Genomic DNA, 16,725 nt, shown 5'->3' with positions numbered 1-16,725 from the left:
TCGGCCCCGGACGGGGCGGCGCCGCCGAACGGAAGCACCGTGGTCGCCGCCCTCAACGCCCGCCACCACCGCGTCGCACTGCTGCTGTTCGCCGCGATCGTGGTCGCCCACTGGGCCGAACACCTCGCTCAGGCGTTCCAGATCTACGCGTTCGGCTGGTCCCGACCGGCCGCGGGTGGGGCGCTCGGGCTCGTGTGGCCGTGGCTGGTCAGCTCCGAGTGGATGCATTACGGCTACGCGGTCATCATGCTCGGCGGCCTCGTGGTGCTGCGGCACGCGTTCACCGGGACGTCGCGTACCTGGTGGAACGCGGCGATGTGGATCCAGGCCTGGCACCACGTGGAACATCTCCTGCTGCTCGTGCAGGCGAGTACCGGGGCGTACCTGCTCGGCGCAAGCGCGCCGACCAGCGTCGCGCAGCTGATCATCCCACGCGTCGAGCTGCACCTGTTCTACAACACGGTGGTCACCGTTCCGATGGTCGTCGCGATGGTGTTGCACCGCAGGTACCGCCCCATGGCGACGGCGGAGCCCGCATGCGGGTGCGCCACTCGCCCGCGCTTCGCGTTCGCCGGAGGCTGAGGCGCGGTGCATCCCGCTCAGCACGACCACGGTCTGGAGATCCCGGTACTCGCGCCCGCCCACTGGTTGTGGCTGCCGCTGATCGGCGGCGCGGTTGTGGTGACGGGTGCGGCTCTGTTGCGCACCGTTGTGCCCGCGCAGATCCGGCCGTTGGACCCCGTCGTGGGGGCGTTCGCGCTCGGCACCGGCCTGCTGGTTCTGCTGCTGGCGCCCGACACCGTGCTGCCGCGACCGTTGGTCGGCGTGCTGGTGCTCGGCACCGCCACCGCGGTCGCCGCAACCCGCGCGCTCGCGACATCGGGCGGCAGCGGCCGACTGCGCCCGGCGCAGCTGCTGGCTCCGCCTCTCGTGGTCGCCGCTCTGGCCGCAGCCGTCGCGGTGCTGATCGGGGCGTCAGGCACACCTCCGGCCGGTGAACCGTCCTCCGCCGTCACCGCCGGACTCTTCGTCGGGATCGCAGGCATGGTCTGGGTTCCGCTGTGGCACCCGCGCACCGGCCCGGGTGCCGCACTGAGAGTCGTCTCCAGCTGGGCGCTCGCACACGTCGTGCTCGGCGCCACCACCGCGGCGGCGCTCTCGGCGCTGCCGGCATGAACAGGGCGATCGACCGGTCGACCACCTCCGCCCACCCGACGGCACCGGAAGGACAGAGATGAGCACATCGGCAATGCCGACCACACCGACGGACGGGTCAGCCACACTCGTCGCAGGCAGGGCACGGATGGCGCGCGTCGTGGTGGTGGCAGGCATCCTCGGCGTAGCAATGGCAGTGCTCTGGTCACCCACGCTCGTCGACGAGGTGATCGCGGAAGGACTCGCGGGCCCGATCCTCGGCCCCGACCTCGCCGAAGCTCCCCTCGTAGGCGCCGGATCGGCCTTGCTGTTCGCACTGGTCACCGGAGCGGCGGGCATGTTCACCGCGTGCAACGTGGCGGTGTTCAGCGCTCTCGCTCCGGTCACGGCACGCGGCGGGGATCGGGCCGCGGCCGTGTGGCCCGCCGTGGCCCTCGTCGCGGGCGCCGTGCTGGTCGGCGGGGTCTACGGGGCTGTCGGAGTCCACCTCGGCGACGTGTCGGCCCAGCTCTCACCCGACCGCCTCGACAGGCTGGTCCAGGCGGCGGTGGTGTTCGGCCTCCTCGGCGCGATCATGCTGTGGCGCGGGCTCGCCTACGCCGAGTACGTCCGCAACCCCTTGGCCGGCCTGTTCGCCCGGCGCCCGTGGACCGAGCACGCCATGCTCGGCGGCCTCGTCGGCCTGTTCCTCGTGGGACGGCCCTACCCGCCGTTTCGGCACCTCTACTCGTACGCGGTGCAGACCGGCGACTCGTTGCTCGGGTTCGCGACCTTCGCCCTGCAGTCGCTGGGGAACGTGGTCGGTGTGGTGCTGCTGTACGCCCTGGTCCTCCTCGTCACCCGCGGCCGGATCACCGCCTGGATGAACGGGGCTCCCGGTCGAGCAGCACGGGTCGCCGCCGCGTCGTTCGTGCTGGTCGGAGCGTTTCTGATCGTCTATTGGGCGGTGCGGCTACCGGCCAGGGCCGGAGTGATGTGGTGGCCCGTCATGCCGTGGAACGCCTGACCAGGCGGGGCGGCCCCGGTCCCGTTGCTCCAGCGCCCGCAGGGGCGTGCGGGCGGTCTCCCGGGCGGAGAGGATCGCGAGCACCGAGATCCCGCACACCACCGCGGTGAGCACCGCGGCGGGTGCCCAGTGCGTGGCCTCGCCCCCGGCCAGCGCCAGTGCGACGGCCGGGGCGAAGCCCGCCACGAGCTGGCTGATCTGCAGCCCCATGGCGGTGCCGGTGTAGCGCACCCGCGTCGCGAACATCTCCACGAAGAAGGCCGGGTACACGCCGTTGGCGAGCGAATAGAACCCGCTGGTCAGCACGATGGCGGCCGCGAAGATCAGGACCGGGTGCTGCGTGGTGATCGCGGCGAAGTAGCCGGAGGTGCCCGCTGCGCAGCCGAGGCAGCCCACGATCATCACCGGCCGGCGGCCGACGCGGTCCGACAGCATCCCGGCGAGGGTCTGCACCGGGATCGCCAGCACGTTGGCCACGACGGAGACCCCCAGCATCAGCGACGGCGACAGCCCCACCGTGCCCGTCGCGTAGGTGAGCCCGAAGACCGCGACGATCGTGTTGACCGTGGTGAACAGGGCGCACGCGGCCAGGCGGGGCACCGCGGGGGCGTGGTGACGCAGCAGCTGCCACACCGGCGGCGTGCGCGCCTCCGGGTCGCTGCTCGCCTGCGCCACCTCGCGGACGAACACCTCCGGCTCCTCGATCGTGCGCCGCACCAGGTAGGCCACGGCCAGCACCACCACGCTCGCCCAGAACGGCACCCGCCAGCCCCAGCTCAGCAGCGCGTCCTCCGGCATGGCCGCGACGCCGACGAAGACCAGGCTGGACAGCACGAAGCCGGCGATCGGCCCGTTGATCGCCCACGAACCGTAGAAGCCGCGGCGGTCGGGCGGGGCGTGTTCGACGACGAGCACGCTGGAACCGGCGATCTCACCGCCCGCGGAGATGCCCTGCAGGAGCCGCAGGACGATCAGCAACACCGGCGCGAGCACGCCCGCGGTCGCGTACGTCGGCAGGCAGCCGACGAGGAACGTGGCCCCGCCCATGAGCAGCAACGTCGCCAGCAGGATCCGCTTGCGGCCGAAGCGGTCACCGAGGTCGCCCAGCACCACCCCGCCGAGCGGCCGGGCCACGTACGCGAGGCCGAACGTCATGAGGCTGAGCAGCGTGGCGCTCGTCGCGTCCCCCGAGAACATGATCTTGTTGAAGACCAGAGACGACGCGGTGAGGAAGATCCCGAAGTCGTAGTACTCGAGGGTGCCGCCCAGGAAGGCCGCCTGGGCCGCCCGGCGCGCACCGGCGCCGTCGGAATCGTGCGGGGTGTCTACGTCCGTGCTCATGACGGGCTCCTCGTCCTCGAGGTGGCAGGAGGACGGACGCTGTCACCCCGTTCGGCCGGTGTTCCACCAGCCGCTGCCATTGGGCGGCAGCGCGACCTCGGCCGCGCGGGTGGTCGGGGACCAGGCTGCGACCATGCACCTGCACGTGGAGCGAACCGGCACCGGCGCCCGGACGGCCCTGCTGGTTCACGGTCTGTTCAGCGACGGCCGCTGCTGGCACCACCTGGTGCCGGCGCTCGTCGCCCGCGGGTTCCGGGTACTCGTCCCCGACCTGCGCGGCCACGGCGCCGGCCCGCGCGGGCGCTACTCGATCCTCGACTGGTCGCTGGACCTGGTCGACACGTTCGCCGGCGAGCGCATCGACCTCGCGGTCGGCCACTCGCTGGGCGGCCTCGCGCTGGCCGTCGCAGAACGCGCTCTGGACGTCGGCAGCCTCGTCCACCTCGACCCCGCCTGGCGGATGAGCGCCGAGCAGGACGTCGCGTTCCGGGCCGAGTGGACGAGCTGGCTCGGCTGGACCGACCCCGAACAGCTGCGGGCCACCCTGGGCTCCCGTTGGTCCGACGAGGACGTGGATCTGCGGTGGGACTCGATGTGGCGCGCCGACCCGGCCGTCGTGCCGGGCCTGGCCACCGGCGCCGGGTACGACCACTCCCCCGAGTCGGCCACCCGGCCGTCGCTGGTCCTCGCCGCGGACCCCAGCCAGTACATCACCCCGGACCACGCCCGGGAGCTGCGCGCGCGGGGCCTCACCGTCGAGACCGTCCCCGGGTCGGGGCACTCCTGGTTCCGCGAGGACCCGGACGGTTTCCTGCGCAGGCTGGACGAGTGGATCGCCGACCACGTCCCCGAGCCCGGCCCGAGGCTCGGGTTGAGCGCCGACGAGGTGCTCACGACCACCCGTGCCGTCCGCAAGCGGCTCGACCTGACCCGCCCGGTGCCGCGCGAGCTCGTCGACGAGTGCGTCCGCATCGCCGTCCAGGCCCCGACCGGCCGCAACCGGCAGCGCTGGGACTTCGTCGTGGTCTCCGACCCCGACCGGCGCGCCGCGGTGGCCGACGTCTGGCGCCGGGGGCTGCGCACCCCGTTCCGGGCGGGCGGGTCCGGCGAGGCGCCCACGCGCATGGGCTTCGACTCGCAGGAGTGGGCCCGCGTCGCGGAGAGCCTCGACCACCTCGACCGGTTCCTGCACGAGGTCCCGCTGCTGCTGATCCCGACGCTGCGCGTGACCGACCGCGGCGAGCTCGACTCGATCCGCGGCCAGGCCGGCGCCTGGGGTTCGGTGATCCCGGCGTTCTGGAGCTTCATGCTGGCCGCGCGCGAGCGCGGGCTGGGCACGGCCTGGACGACCGCGCACCTGAGCTGTGAACGCGAGATGGCCGACGTGCTCGGGATCCCGTTCGACACCGTCGTGCAGGTGGCGCTCACCCCGGTCGCCCACACGATCGGCACCCGGTTCCGCCCCGGTCCGCGCGCCGCCCACCGCGACTTCGTGCACTGGGACACCTGGTGAGCGCCACCCGCCTGCAGGGCTGGGCGGTGACCCTCGCCGCCGCCGGCGCCGCGGTGGTCGTGTTCCTCGACAAGGCGCTCGTCGGCCTGGTCGCCCAGCCGCTGACCCAGGAGCTCGGCATCTCCTCCACCGCCTACGGGGCGGTCGGCAGCGCGTCGTACGTGCTCAACGTCGTGACCTGCCTGGTGGTCGGGCTCGCCCCGCGCGCGGTGGGACCGCGGTGGGGCCTGCTGGTCTGCGGTCTGCTGTGGGCGGTCGGGCAGGCACCGGCGGCGCTCGCGGGCACGGCCGGGTTGCTGGTGGTCAGCCGCCTGGTGGTGGGCGCCGCGGAGGGCCCCGCCGTTCCGCTGGCCTACACCGCGACGTACTCGTGGTTCCCGGCCCGGCGCCGCGGGCTGCCCGCCGCCGTGATCACCAGCGGCTCCTCGTTCGCCAAGATCGCGCTGCTGCCGCTGGTGACGCTGCTCGTGGTGCACCTCGGGTGGCGGGCCGGGTTCGTGGCCGTGGGCGTGGTGGCCCTGCTCTGGTGCGCGATCTGGCTGGCCGTGGGCCGGATGGGCCCCGAGGCGCAGGCTCCCGCGGCCGAGCGCGTGCGCCCGGACTGGCGCCTCATGCTGCGCAACCCCACGATGCTGGCCTGCCTCGCCGCCACCTTCTGCCAGGGCGCCCTCGCCGCCGTGGTCTTCACCTGGCTGCCCTCCTACTTCCAGGCCGGCCTCGGCTTCTCGCAGACCACCGCGGGCACCCTGTTCGCGCTGCCGAGCGTGATGGGCGTGCTCGCGCTCTTCGCGGTCGGCACGGTGGGCGACCGGATGCTGCGCACCGGCCGCACCGCCCGCGCCGCCCGGGGGCTGGTGGGCGGGGTCTGCCTGACCCTCGCCGGCGTACTGCTGATGCTGCTGCCCGCGGTGGACGCGCCGGTGGCGGCGGTGGCCGTCGTCGTGCTGGCCTACGGCCTGTCGGTCACGGTGAACACCGTGACCTACCCGATGATCGGCAGCCTCGTGCCCCCCTCCACGCTCGGCAACGCGCTCGCCGTGCTCACGGCGGCGTCCGGGGTCGCGGGCATCGTGAGCCCGCTCGCCGCGGGCGTCATCCTCGACACCCGGGGCGACGCGGCGGGCGGCTACGACCTCGCCTTCCTCGTGTTCGGCGCCGTGCAGACCGTCGGCGGGCTCCTCTTCTGGTGGTTCGCCCGCCCGGAGCGCGACGCGGTGCGGCCCCCGGTCGCGGAGGAGGTGGCGCCGTGAGCCGTCCCCGCCCTCCGGGCCCGGCTGTCAGAGCTGAATGGTCCGCAGCTCGCGCCGGGAGCCGATGCCGAGCTTGCGGTAGATGTTGCGCAGGTGGGTCTCGATCGTCCGCGGGCTCAGGAAGAGCTGGGCGCCGATCTCCTTGGAGGTGGCGCCGGTGGCGACCAGGCGGGCGATGTGCAGCTCGTGCTCGGTGAGGCCGGCCGCGGCGCTGTCGGTCCGTTCGCGCGGCTGGTCGCCGGTGGCACGCAGCTCGCGGGCGGCGCGCGCGGCGAACCCGTCCGCGCCGATCGCCGTGAGCTGGTCGTGTGCGGTGCGGAGCTCGTCGCGGGCGTCGCGGCGGCGGCCTTCGCGGCGCAGCCACTCACCGTAGACCAGGTGGGCGCGGGCGAGGTGGGCCGCCATCCCGGTGTGGCCGAGGTGCTCGACCGCCTCGCGGTGCGCCGCCTCGGCGGCCGCTCCGGTGCTGGTCAGCGCGCGGGAGCGCGCTTCGAGGCCGAGGGCCCAGCGGGTGCCGGTCGCGCGAGCCGGGGTGCGCAGGTCCGCCAGCGCGGCCTCGGCGCGCTCCGGCGCACCGGCGCGGACGGCCGCCTCGATCAGCTCGGGCAGGATGAACGTGCTGAGCACCAGCTCCCCTGACCCCCGCACGCGCTCGGCGGCGTCGAGCGCGGCGGCGTAGCCGCCCAGCCCGTTGTGCAGGATCGCGAGGTTCTGGTCCGCGATGGTGACCGCGGTGCCCTCGCCCCGCTCGGCCGCGTCCCGCAGTGCGGCGGTGTGGAGCGTGGCCGCCTCGGCGCGGTCGCCCCGCCACGCGGCGAGCAGGAGCCGGGCGTGGGGCAGCGGTGCCGCCCCGGTCGCCCGCGTGATCGCATCGGTCTCCACGACCAGCTCGGCCACCCGCCCGAGCTCGCCCGCGTGCCCGAGCACGGTGGCGTGGAAGGTCAGGGCGAACGGCAGGGTGGCCAGCGCACCCGAGTCGCGGGCGAGCCGGAGGTGGCGGTCCGCGAGGCGCGCGGCCGCCGCGTCGTCCCACAGCGCCATCGCGGAGTGGGAGGCCAGCCACAGCCAGCGCAGGTCGCCGGCGCCCGGCGTCGGGCCGAGGAAGACCTCCAGCGCCCGGCGGAGACCGGGCACGCCGGCCTCGTACCCGTCGCGCAGGTGGGTGCCCAGGCCGTCGAGCAGGACGTCGACGGGGCGGGGCGGGTCCGGAGCGCCGGGCGCCGACCGGGCGGCCTCGGCCACCTCGAGGGTCCGCGGCCCACCGGCCATGATCGACGCCTCGAGCGCCTGGAGGTGGGCCTCCCGGGACAGCGCGGCGTCGAGCGGGGCGAGCTCCCGCGCGGCCGCGAGCAACATCGCCGGCACGTCCTGCCCGCGGGTGGTGTGGAACGCCACCTGGCCGCGCAGCAGACCGAGCCGCGCCGCCTGCCGCGCGTCCAGCGGGCCCGCCTCGGCCACCGCGAGCAGGTCGGACGCCGCCTCGGGGTCACCGGCCCCTTGCATCGCGGACGCGGCGTCCAGCGCCCGACGGGCCCGGTCGGCCGGCTCGGGCGAGAGGGCGGCCGCCCGTTCCAGGAAGGAGGCGGCCGAGGCGAGCCCACCGCGGGTCCGCGCCCGGTCCGCCGACCGTTCCAGCTCGACGGCCGCCGCCTCGTCCGTGCCGAGCACGCTCTGCGCCCGGTGCCACGCGTGGCGGTCGGGCTCGGCGTTCGGGTCGGTCGCCGCGGCCAGCGCGCGGTGGACCCGGCGCCGGTCGGGCGGCGCCGCCGCCCGGTAGACCGCCGAGCGGGCCAGCGGGTGCGGGAACCGGACCTGGGCACCGACCTCGATCAGCCCGGCCTCCTCCGCGGGTGCGGCCACGTCGGCGTCGACGCCGAGGTCGGCGGCGGCGCGTACCAGCAGCGCGGTGTCCCCGGTCGGGTCGGCGGCCGCCACGAGCAGCAGCAACCGGCTCGCGGGGGGCAGGCTCTCGGACCGCTGCCGGAAGCTCTCCTCGACCCGGTCCGGGACGCTCACCGCGTCGGCCAGCCCGAAGCCGGCTGCCAGCGCGGCCGTGCGCACCTGCCGGGTGCTGCGCGCCAGCTCCCGCAGGGCGAGGGGGTTGCCGCGGGCCTCGGCGAGGATCCGGTCGTGCACCCGCTCGTCCAGCGGCGCGGGGACCGCCTCGGCGAGCAGCCGCCGCGCGTCGGCCAGGCCGAGCCGCTGCAGCGCCACGTGCGGCACCCCGGCGAACGCCTCGCCGCCGCCGGGGACGCCGTCGCGCCGGGCGACGACCAGGGCCAGGCGCTCGGCCTCGATGCGGCGCGCGACGAAGGCGAGGGTCTGTGCGGAGGCCGGGTCCAGCCACTGGGCGTCGTCGACCAGGCACAGCAGGGGCCCATCGGTGGCGGCCTCGGCGAGCAGCCCGAGGGTGGCCAGCCCGACGAGGAACCGGTCCGGCGGCTCGCCGCCGACCTGCCCGAGCGCCACGCCGAGCGCGGCCTGCTGGGGAGCGGGCAGGGCGGTGAGCCGATCCAGGAAGGGGGCGCACAGCTGGTGCAGCGCCGCGAAGGCGAACGGCATCTCGGCCTCGACGCCCTCCACCCGCTGCACCCGGAACCCGGACGCGGCAGCACGGGCGTGTTCCAGCAGGGCGGTCTTGCCGATGCCCGCCTCGCCGTGCACGACCAGCGCGCCGCTGCGGCCGTCCCGGGCCCGGGCGAGCAGCCGGTCGACGGCGGCGCACTCGGCGCTGCGACCCAACAGCACGACCTGATCCTCCCGCGCGGAAGCCTACTTCCCACCGAGAGCCACGAGCAGCGGGACGGCGTCGGCGGCCGGCAGCGCGCCGGTGCGGTCGCCCGACAGCCGCACGTGGTCGGCGACGGTGCCGCGGACACCGCGCTCGCGGAGAGGGCCCGAGGACGGTGCAGAACCCGTGGGTCCGACCACGTAGCCCTCAGCGCCGCCGGTTCGCGGCCTCCAGCGCGGTGGAGTGCGACATGTTGTCCGCCTCCGGGTTGAGCGTGACGCCGGGCGGGACGATCTCGTCGATGCGGTCCAGCACCTCGGTGGACAGGGTGACGTCGGCCGCCGCGAGCTGGGACTCGAGGTGCTCCATGGTGCGCGGGCCGATGATCGAGCTGGTGACGGCGGGGTGGCGGATCACGAACGCGATCGCCATCTCGATCAGCGAGAGGCCGTTCTCCTCGGCGAGCACGGCGAGCGCCTCGACGGCGTCGAGCTTGCGCCGGTTGGCGGGCAGCGACGGGTCGAACCGGCCGGGGAAGATGTGCGCGCGCCCGCTGTCCGGTGCCTGCATCCCCGCGCGGTAGCGGCCGGTGAGCCAGCCCATCGCCAGCGGGCTGTAGGTCAGCACGCCCATCCCGTACCGCTGGGCGGTGGGCAGGACGTCCGACTCGACCTCGCGGGTCAGGATGTTGTACGGCGGCTGCTCGGTGCGGAACCGCCCGAGGCCGCGGCGCTCCGCCACCCACTGCGCCTCGACGATCCCGGACGCGGGCACGGTCGACGCCCCGAAGGCGCGGATCTTGCCCTGGGCCCGCAGGTCGGTGAGCGCGCCCAGGGTCTCCTCGAGATCGGTGGCGGGGTCGAGGCGGTGGATCTGGTAGAGGTCGATCCAGTCGGTGCCCAGCCGCCGCAGCGAGGCCTCGACGGACCGCATGATCCACCGGCGGGAGGCCCCGCCGTGGCCCGGCCGGTCGTCCCACGGCAGGCCGACCTTGGTGGCGAGCACGACGTCGTCGCGCAGCCCGCCGGCCAGCGCCTTTCCGACGATCTCCTCCGACTCGCCGAACGAGTACACGTCGGCCGTGTCGATGAGGTTGATCCCGGCGTCGAGCGCCCGGTGGATGATCCGGATCGACTCGTCGTGGTCGGGGTTGCCCGCGGCGCCGAACATCATCGCGCCGAGGCACAGCTCGCTGACCGAGATGCCGGTGCAACCCAGCGGCCGGTACTCCATGGCTGCTCCTGTCGTGGAAGGGAACGTACGACGCGAGGTTCGCGCCCGTGAGCGGCGGGCCGCATCGGTGGAAGTCCCGTCACCCCCGCTACGTAGTGCCGTACCTGCACGGAGTCCGCTCTGACGGCGTCCGGCTCATGCCCGGTCGCGGGCCCCGGCGCCGACCGTGGCCCGGTCGGCCGGCTCGTCGCTCGCGCGCCGGGAGGCCCCTGCGGCCGCGGCCGCCACGACGCACACCGTGGCCACGAAGACCGCCACCGGCAACCAGCCGCCGGTGCCCTCCCCGACCAGGGCGAACGCGATCGCGGGCGTGAAGCCCTGGAGCGTGAAGCCGATCTGGGTGGCGACGGCGACGCCCGTGTACCGGACCTCGGGCGGGAACCGCTCGGCGAAGAAGGAGGGCCACAGCGCGTTGGGCGCCGCGTACAGCACACCCTTCAGCAGCACGGTCATCGCGAAGACGGCGGTGGTGCCCGCCGCGGCGAGGCCACCGACGAAGGGGAAGGTCGCCACCGCGCACACGAGCGACCCGGTCACGAACACCACCTTCTTCCCCACGCGGTCGGCCAGCGCGCCGAACAGCGGGTGGAAGGCGAGCGCGACGAACTGGCTGACGGTGATCGCGGTGAGAAGGGCGGTCCGGTCCAGGTCGGGGTTGCGCGTGCCGAACGACAGGCCGAACACGAGCACCATCGGGGACACGCACGTCACCAGCGACGCGAGCAGCACCAGGACGGTCGGGACGGGGTGCGACCGCACCAGGTCGACGAGCGGGAAGCGGCGCGCCGGCGCGGTGTCCGCAGCCGCCCGCGCCGCGCGGGCCTCGAACTCCGGGGACTCCTCGATCCCCCGCCGGACCAGCAGGGCGATCACGACCGTGATCGCGCTCGCCAGGAACGGTAGCCGCCACCCCCAGGTGTGCAGCGCCTCCTCGGGGAGGGCGGAGATGGGGATGAACGCCAGCGTGCCCAAGATCGACCCGACGGCGGTGCCGTTGAGCATCCAGCTCACGTAGAAGCCGCGCTTGCGCGACGGCGCGTGCTCCATGGTGAGCAGGCTCGCCCCGACCTGCTCGCCGCCCGCCGAGAGCCCCTGCAGGAGGCGCAGCACCATCAGGATCGCGGGCGCCGCGGTGCCGAGGGTGTCGTAGCCGGGCAGCAGCCCGATCCCGAGGGTCGCGCACCCCATCAGGAGCAGCGTCGCCGTCAGCACCGCCTTGCGGCCGCGCCGGTCGCCGAGGTGCCCGAAGACGACCGCACCGACCGGGCGCGCGATGTAGCCGACGCCGAACGTCGTGAGCGCGGCGAGGGTGCCGGCCGTCGGGTCCACCGCGGGGAAGAACACCTCGTTGAAGACCAGCGCCGCGGCGGTCCCGTAGATCAGGAAGTCGTAGTACTCGACGACGCTGCCCAGGAAGCTCCCGAGTGCGGCCCGGCGGGCCGTTCGCGTCCCGCCTGCCGCTTTCGGCTCGAACCCGTCGCCCACCGTGGACCTCCTCGTCGCTCGCGTGCCCGATAACCCGGGGTGGCCGGGGCATCGTGCGGTGGCACCGTTCCCGAAGGCCACGCGCGGGTGCCGCTCAGCGGCAGCCGGCTGCTCACAGGAGGGCCCCCTGCGCGCGCAGCACCTCCTGCACGACGCGGCGGTCGTCCGGCTCCCCCGCCGCCTGCAACGCGGCTGCGACGCCTGCGGCGTGCCCGGTGGCGAACGCGGTGCCCATCACCCGCACCGAGCTGAAGGCGGCCGGATCGGCGTCGACGAGGCGGCCCGCCGCCCACACGTTGGCGCGGTCCCGCGACCGGAGGCTGCCGAGCGGGATGTCGTACCAGCCGCCGTCGCGGATCCGGCCGTACGACGTGGCCCCGGGCACGGCGTGGTCCTCCATCGGCCACCCGCCGCGCGCGACGACCTCGTCCGGGCGTCGCCTGCCCGCGGCGGCGTCGGCACCGGTGAGCTGCTCGCGCCCGACGAGGTGGCGGGTCTCGCGCACCCCGATCTCCGGCCCGGTGGCCGCGAGGAAGCAGTCCCGCCACCCGGGGATCGCCCGCACGGCCCGCAGGTAGTGCGCGGCGAGCCTGCGGCCCGCGATCTCCGCACGCGTCCGGCCCTCGACGGTGAGCACGTCCTCGTGCTGGTCGACGGTCAGCACCATCACCTCGCCGGACACCGGCAGGCGCACGACCGAACCGTGGTCCCGGGGGAGCTCGACGTCGTGGCACCCGCGGTAGTCCGTGACCGCCTGCCGCAGCGCGGCCGTGCTGAGGTCCGCGTCGGGCGCCACACCGCCGAACCGCAGCACGAGCGTGCTCGCCTGCCGCCGCTCCGGCGGTTCCACCCGCACCGGGGCACCGGCGGCCACCAGCAGCGCCCCGTCGCCGGTGCAGTCGACGAAGGCGCGGGCCCCGACCGTCTCGTGGGTGCCGGCGTGGAAGGTCGTGACCGCGGCGGGACGCTCGTCCGGTCCGTGGACGCCCACCACCGTGGTGTGCAGCGCGAGCTCGACGCCGTGATCCAGCAGCAGGTCGTCGAGGGCGGCCTTGGTGGTCTCCGGATCGAGCAGCACGACCTTGTTGCCGGACTCCTGGGTGATCCGCGTCCGGTACGAGCCGGTGCGCTCCAGGTACTCCAGGAACTGCCGGCCGACCCCCGCCACGACCGGCCGGTGGCGCTCGTCGAAGAAGCCGCAGTAGGTCAGCACCGACGCGGCGATCGCCGTGCCGCCCAGGAACCCGTGCCGCTCCAGGAGGCGGACCCGCGCGCCCGTGCGCGCCGCGCCCACCGCTGCCGCCACCCCCGCGGCCCCACCCCCGGCGACGACGACGTCGACGGTCACCGGGGCGCCAGCTGCGTGCCCGCGCACACGTGCAGCACCTCGCCGGTGATCGCGCGGGCCCGCGGCGAGGCCAGGAAGGCCACGGCGTCGCCGATGTCCTCGGGTTCGGTGATCCGTCCGAGCGGCGACAGGCCGCGGTGGTGCTCGAGGATCTCCTCCCACGCGGCGTCGTCGCGGCCGGCCCGGGTGAAGTCGGTGGGCACGAAGCTCGGCGCCACGGCGTTGGCCGTGACCCCGAGCGGGCCCAGCTCCGTGGCGAGCGAGCGCGTGAGCCCCACGACCCCCGCCTTCGCCGCGACGTAGATCGGTTGCCCGCCGCTCAGCCAGACCCGCGAGGCGATGTTGACGACGCTCCCCGAGCGCTGCCGCTCCCAGTACGCCACGGCCGCCCGGCACAGCAGCATCGGGCCGCGCAGGTTCACCCGGTGCGCGACGTCCCAGTCCTCGACGTCGAGATCGCCGATGCCGCCCCGGCGCTGGATCGCCGCGTTGTTCACGACGACGTCGATCCGGCCGAACGCCGCGCCGACGCGGGAGACGAGCGCGTCGACCGACTCCGGTTCCCCGACGTCGACGTGCTCGGCCACCACGGCAGGCCCGTCGGACCCGGCGGTGAGCTCCGCGGCGCGTGCGGCCGCCGCCCCGTCGTCGACGTCGGCGAGCACCACGTGGCAGCCGTCGAGGTGCAGCTTCTGCCCGATGGCCGCGCCGAGGGCGCCCGCGCCCCCGGTCACGATCGCAACCCTGGCCTGCGGGTCGAGGCCCTTCATCTCCAGTTCCTCCCGGGGCGGCGGCGGTGGTGGGCGACCAGCCGACCACACCCCGGGCACCGCCCGCACGGCCGGCTGCCGTTCACCGGCAGCGCGGCGTTGTGGCGCAGGTGCGGCGTTCCTAGCGTCGCGCCGGTGACGATCGGAACGGCGACGACCAGGAGGATCGGGATCGGTCCCGCGGAGCTCGAGATCGACGACTCCGGGCGGGGCGGGATCCCGGTCGTGCTGGTGCACGGCTGGCTCGGCTCCCGGCAGACCTGGTCGGGGGTGCGGCCCGCGCTGGAGCGGCGGCACCGCGTCGTCTCGCTGGACCTGCGCGGTCACGGCGCGAGCTCGGCGCCCGACGCGGGGTACACGGCACTCGACATGGCGGGCGACGTCGCCGGGCTGATCAGGGAGCTCGCGCTCGGGCCGTCGGTGGTCCTTGCCCACTCCATGGGTGCCTCCGTGGCCACCCGGCTGGCGATCGCCGAACCCGGCCTCGTGTCCGCGCTCGTGCTGGTCGATCCCGACTACGGCGGCGATCCCGCGCACCGCGCCGACCTGGCCGCGCTCATCCGCGACGCCGACGACGAGACGGTCAAGGCGCGGGTCGTGCACCTGTTCCGCACCCGCATCGACGCCGCCACCCGCTCCGCGGCGCTGCGGGAACTCCACCTCGCCGGGGTGCTGGCCACCCGGGCCCGGGTGGTGGCGCAGACGCTGCGGGCCAACCTCGACCCGGCCACGTCCATCCGGTTCCGCCCCGAGGCCGAGGCGGTGCTGCCCCGGCGGACCCAACCCGTGCTGTCGTTGCACCGGCTCGCGGCGCGCGCGGCGTGGGAGTCCGGGCAGGCCACGCACCCGTCCTCGGCCGCGGTCGCCGTGCCGTCGGCGGGGCACTGGATCCACGAGGAACGGCCCGACCTCCTCGTCGAGCGGATGGAAGCCTGGGTGGACGCGCTCACGCCGCGGACAGGGGCGCGCTGATGGCAGCGATCCGCTACGGCTACGCCACGATCTCGCTGCCGACGCTCTCGCTGGAGGAGGCCGCCCGCGCGGCCGCGGACGCCGGCTTCCGCGGCCTCGAGTGCAAGCTCGGCGACGCCCCGCACGCGGCGGGCAGCTCGGCCTCGACCTTCCTCGTCGGCAACCGCACCACGCTCGATCTCGACCCGGCCGAGGGCCGCCGCGCCGCACGCGTCTGCGCCGACGCCGGGCTGGAGCTCATCGGGGTGAGCCCGTACGTCCGCACCGGTGACGTCGCACACCTGCGGCGCGCGTTCGAGGTGGCCGCGGCCGCGGGGGCCCCGCAGGTGCGGCTGCAGGGGCCCCGCCCCTCCCCCGGCGGCCCCGGCTTCCACGAGCTGTTCGAGGCGGCGCTCGGCTTCGTCGAGCACGCCGCCGCGCACGCGGCCGAGCACGGGGTCCGGCTCGCCCTCGAGATCCACCAGCACACGATCTTCCCGAGCGCGTCGCTGGCCCACCTGCTGGTGTCGCGCTTCGACCCCGCCCTGGTCGGCGTGATCTACGACGTCGGCAACATGGTGCTCGAGGGATTCGAGGACCACCGGATCGCGACCGAGCTGCTCGGACCCCACCTGCACCACGTGCACCTCAAGAACGCGACGTACGTGCCGGACTCCGACGACCGCGGGGCCGTGCGGCGCCACCTCCCCCGCTGGAGCCCGCTGGACGACGGCGTCGTCGACGTGCCGGCCGTGCTCGCGCACCTGGACGGGATCGGGTACACCGGCTGGGTCTCGCTCGAGGACCTGAGCACCGAGCGCGACCCGCTGCAGACGCTGCGGCACAACGCCCGCGTCCTCACCGCGATCGACGCGCCGGGCTGGGCCCCGGGCCCTCAGGGCGCGCCGCCCCGGCCGTGCACGGCGGCGACGTAGGCGCGGTCGACCGCGACGGCGTCCTGCGGCTCCGCCTCGACCCCGAGGACGGTGCGGATCGTGCCGACGACCCGGGCGAGCGACTCGCTGCGGTCGTCGGCCCGCCACACCAGCGTGAGCGGCGGCGCGAGCACGGCCGGGGACACGGGGACGAACACCGCCCCCGGGGTGCCCCGCCGCTGGGTGGACTGCGGCGCCAGGCCGACCCCCAGCCCGGCGGCGACCACCCCCGCCAGGGTGTGCACGCCGTGCACCAGCCCGGCGATCCGCGGCTCGAAGCCCGCGGCCCGGCACGCGACGTGCCAGTACCGGGGGTGGCGCTCCTCGAGCGGGGTGAGCACGAACGACTCGTCGCGCAGGCGCGCGACGGGCACGCGGTCCCGGCCGGCGAGCGGGTGGTTGCGCGGCAACACGACGTCGACGCGGTCCTCCTGCAGCGGCAACGCGAGCAACGACGCCTGCCCCGCGGCGGACGCGACCGGCAGGCGTCCGATCACGGCGTCCGCGTCGCCGCGGACCAGCGCTGCCACGGCATCGAGGGTCAGGGTGTACTCCGCGGGCCGCACCACGATGTCCGGCCAGCGCCGCCGCAACGGCGTGAGGAACTGCGGCAGGACGTGGTCCACGGCCGACGGCGTGAAGGCCACGCTCACCGTCCCGGCCTCACCGCGGGCGACGCGCCGGGCCGCGGCGAGCGCCGCGTCAGCCTCCGCGAGCGCCGCCCGCGCGTGCTCCAGGAACGCCTCGCCCGCCGCGGTCGGCTCGACGCCGTGGCGCGTGCGCTCCAGCAGCGGGGCGCCGACCTCGGCCTCCAGCGCCTGGATCTGCTGGCTGAGCGGCGGCTGGGTGATCCCGAGCGCCCGGGCGGCGCGCCCGAAGTGCTCGTGGCGGACCACCTCGACCAGGTATCGCAGGTGGCGCAGCTCCAACTGATCTCCTCCGAACAGTCGCGATATGCACAACATATCGAGGAGTGGAGCCTGACGAATCGAACTCCCCTGTGCCGC

At 75.1% G+C, this 16,725-nt stretch carries 15 protein-coding genes; 7 read left to right on the top strand and 8 right to left on the bottom strand.

All coding sequences use genetic code 11. From position 1 onward, the window contains the following. Positions 1 to 39: 39 nt before the first annotated feature. The 3 genes from ACFPL3_RS28565 (at position 40) to ACFPL3_RS28555 (ending at position 2,161) form a co-directional block, all read left to right on the top strand. Positions 40 to 582, top strand: coding sequence for a hypothetical protein (locus ACFPL3_RS28565; protein WP_379589740.1), 543 nt, complete (start codon positions 40 to 42; stop codon positions 580 to 582). 6 nt (positions 583 to 588) lie between these two features. Next, a complete protein-coding gene (locus tag ACFPL3_RS28560) occupies positions 589 to 1,176 on the top strand; it encodes a DUF6239 family natural product biosynthesis protein (protein ID WP_343945485.1) in 588 nt (195 codons plus the stop codon). Between the two features lie 127 nt (positions 1,177 to 1,303). Further along, on the top strand, positions 1,304 to 2,161 hold the full coding sequence (locus ACFPL3_RS28555; RefSeq protein ID WP_343945486.1) for a hypothetical protein: 858 nt from the start codon (positions 1,304 to 1,306) through the stop codon (positions 2,159 to 2,161). Here the strand turns inward: ACFPL3_RS28555 and ACFPL3_RS28550 are convergent. Further along, complete coding sequence (locus ACFPL3_RS28550; protein ID WP_343945487.1) at positions 2,108 to 3,502, bottom strand: MFS transporter; 1,395 nt, start codon at positions 3,500 to 3,502, stop codon at positions 2,108 to 2,110. The genes ACFPL3_RS28555 and ACFPL3_RS28550 overlap by 54 nt on opposite strands. Positions 3,503 to 3,635: 133 nt before the next feature. Here ACFPL3_RS28550 and ACFPL3_RS28545 point away from each other — a divergent pair, with 133 nt between their 5' ends. Then, positions 3,636 to 5,015, top strand: coding sequence for an alpha/beta fold hydrolase (locus ACFPL3_RS28545; protein ID WP_343945488.1), 1,380 nt, complete (start codon positions 3,636 to 3,638; stop codon positions 5,013 to 5,015). Then, a complete protein-coding gene (locus tag ACFPL3_RS28540) occupies positions 5,012 to 6,265 on the top strand; it encodes an MFS transporter (RefSeq protein ID WP_343945489.1) in 1,254 nt (417 codons plus the stop codon). The genes ACFPL3_RS28545 and ACFPL3_RS28540 overlap by 4 nt, the downstream gene beginning before the upstream one ends. A 27-nt stretch (positions 6,266 to 6,292) precedes the next feature. On the opposite strand, the gene ACFPL3_RS28535 is transcribed toward ACFPL3_RS28540, so the two are convergent. The 6 genes from ACFPL3_RS28535 to ACFPL3_RS28510 form a co-directional block, all read right to left on the bottom strand. Then, positions 6,293 to 9,013 (bottom strand): ATP-binding protein, encoded by a 2,721-nt coding sequence (locus tag ACFPL3_RS28535; protein ID WP_379589739.1) that lies wholly within the window; start codon positions 9,011 to 9,013, stop codon positions 6,293 to 6,295. A gap of 24 nt (positions 9,014 to 9,037) precedes the next feature. After that, a complete protein-coding gene (locus tag ACFPL3_RS28530) occupies positions 9,038 to 9,196 on the bottom strand; it encodes a hypothetical protein (protein WP_343944580.1) in 159 nt (52 codons plus the stop codon). A gap of 7 nt (positions 9,197 to 9,203) precedes the next feature. Further along, positions 9,204 to 10,229, bottom strand: a complete 1,026-nt coding sequence (locus tag ACFPL3_RS28525; protein WP_343944581.1) for an aldo/keto reductase — start codon at positions 10,227 to 10,229, stop codon at positions 9,204 to 9,206. 135 nt (positions 10,230 to 10,364) lie between these two features. Beyond that, positions 10,365 to 11,714 carry an MFS transporter gene (locus ACFPL3_RS28520; protein ID WP_343944582.1) on the bottom strand — a complete coding sequence of 450 codons (1,350 nt, stop codon included), beginning with the start codon at positions 11,712 to 11,714 and terminating at the stop codon, positions 10,365 to 10,367. Positions 11,715 to 11,826: 112 nt separating this feature from the next. Continuing rightward, a complete protein-coding gene (locus ACFPL3_RS28515; RefSeq protein WP_343944583.1) occupies positions 11,827 to 13,062 on the bottom strand; it encodes an FAD-dependent oxidoreductase in 1,236 nt (411 codons plus the stop codon). After that, positions 13,059 to 13,832, bottom strand: coding sequence for an SDR family NAD(P)-dependent oxidoreductase (locus tag ACFPL3_RS28510; RefSeq protein ID WP_343944584.1), 774 nt, complete (start codon positions 13,830 to 13,832; stop codon positions 13,059 to 13,061). Before ACFPL3_RS28510 ends, ACFPL3_RS28515 begins: the two co-directional genes overlap by 4 nt. 135 nt (positions 13,833 to 13,967) lie before the next feature. On the opposite strand from ACFPL3_RS28510, the gene ACFPL3_RS28505 reads away from it, so the two are divergent. Together ACFPL3_RS28505 and ACFPL3_RS28500 are read left to right on the top strand one after the other, a co-directional pair. Next, positions 13,968 to 14,804: an alpha/beta fold hydrolase gene (locus tag ACFPL3_RS28505; RefSeq protein ID WP_343944585.1), complete on the top strand. Its 837-nt coding sequence runs from the start codon at positions 13,968 to 13,970 to the stop codon at positions 14,802 to 14,804. Further along, positions 14,804 to 15,718, top strand: a complete 915-nt coding sequence (locus ACFPL3_RS28500; protein ID WP_343944586.1) for a sugar phosphate isomerase/epimerase family protein — start codon at positions 14,804 to 14,806, stop codon at positions 15,716 to 15,718. Before ACFPL3_RS28505 ends, ACFPL3_RS28500 begins: the two co-directional genes overlap by 1 nt. Here the strand turns inward: ACFPL3_RS28500 and ACFPL3_RS28495 are convergent. Further along, positions 15,679 to 16,647, bottom strand: coding sequence for a LysR family transcriptional regulator (locus ACFPL3_RS28495; RefSeq protein WP_343944587.1), 969 nt, complete (start codon positions 16,645 to 16,647; stop codon positions 15,679 to 15,681). The two genes, ACFPL3_RS28500 and ACFPL3_RS28495, sit on opposite strands and share 40 nt — an antisense overlap. Positions 16,648 to 16,725 lie beyond the last annotated feature (78 nt).

Origin of the sequence: Pseudonocardia zijingensis, assembly GCF_042657305.1 — a bacterium.
In the GTDB taxonomy this organism is placed as follows: domain Bacteria; phylum Actinomycetota; class Actinomycetes; order Mycobacteriales; family Pseudonocardiaceae; genus Pseudonocardia; species Pseudonocardia zijingensis.
This window is presented reverse-complemented; position numbering and strand designations above follow the sequence as displayed.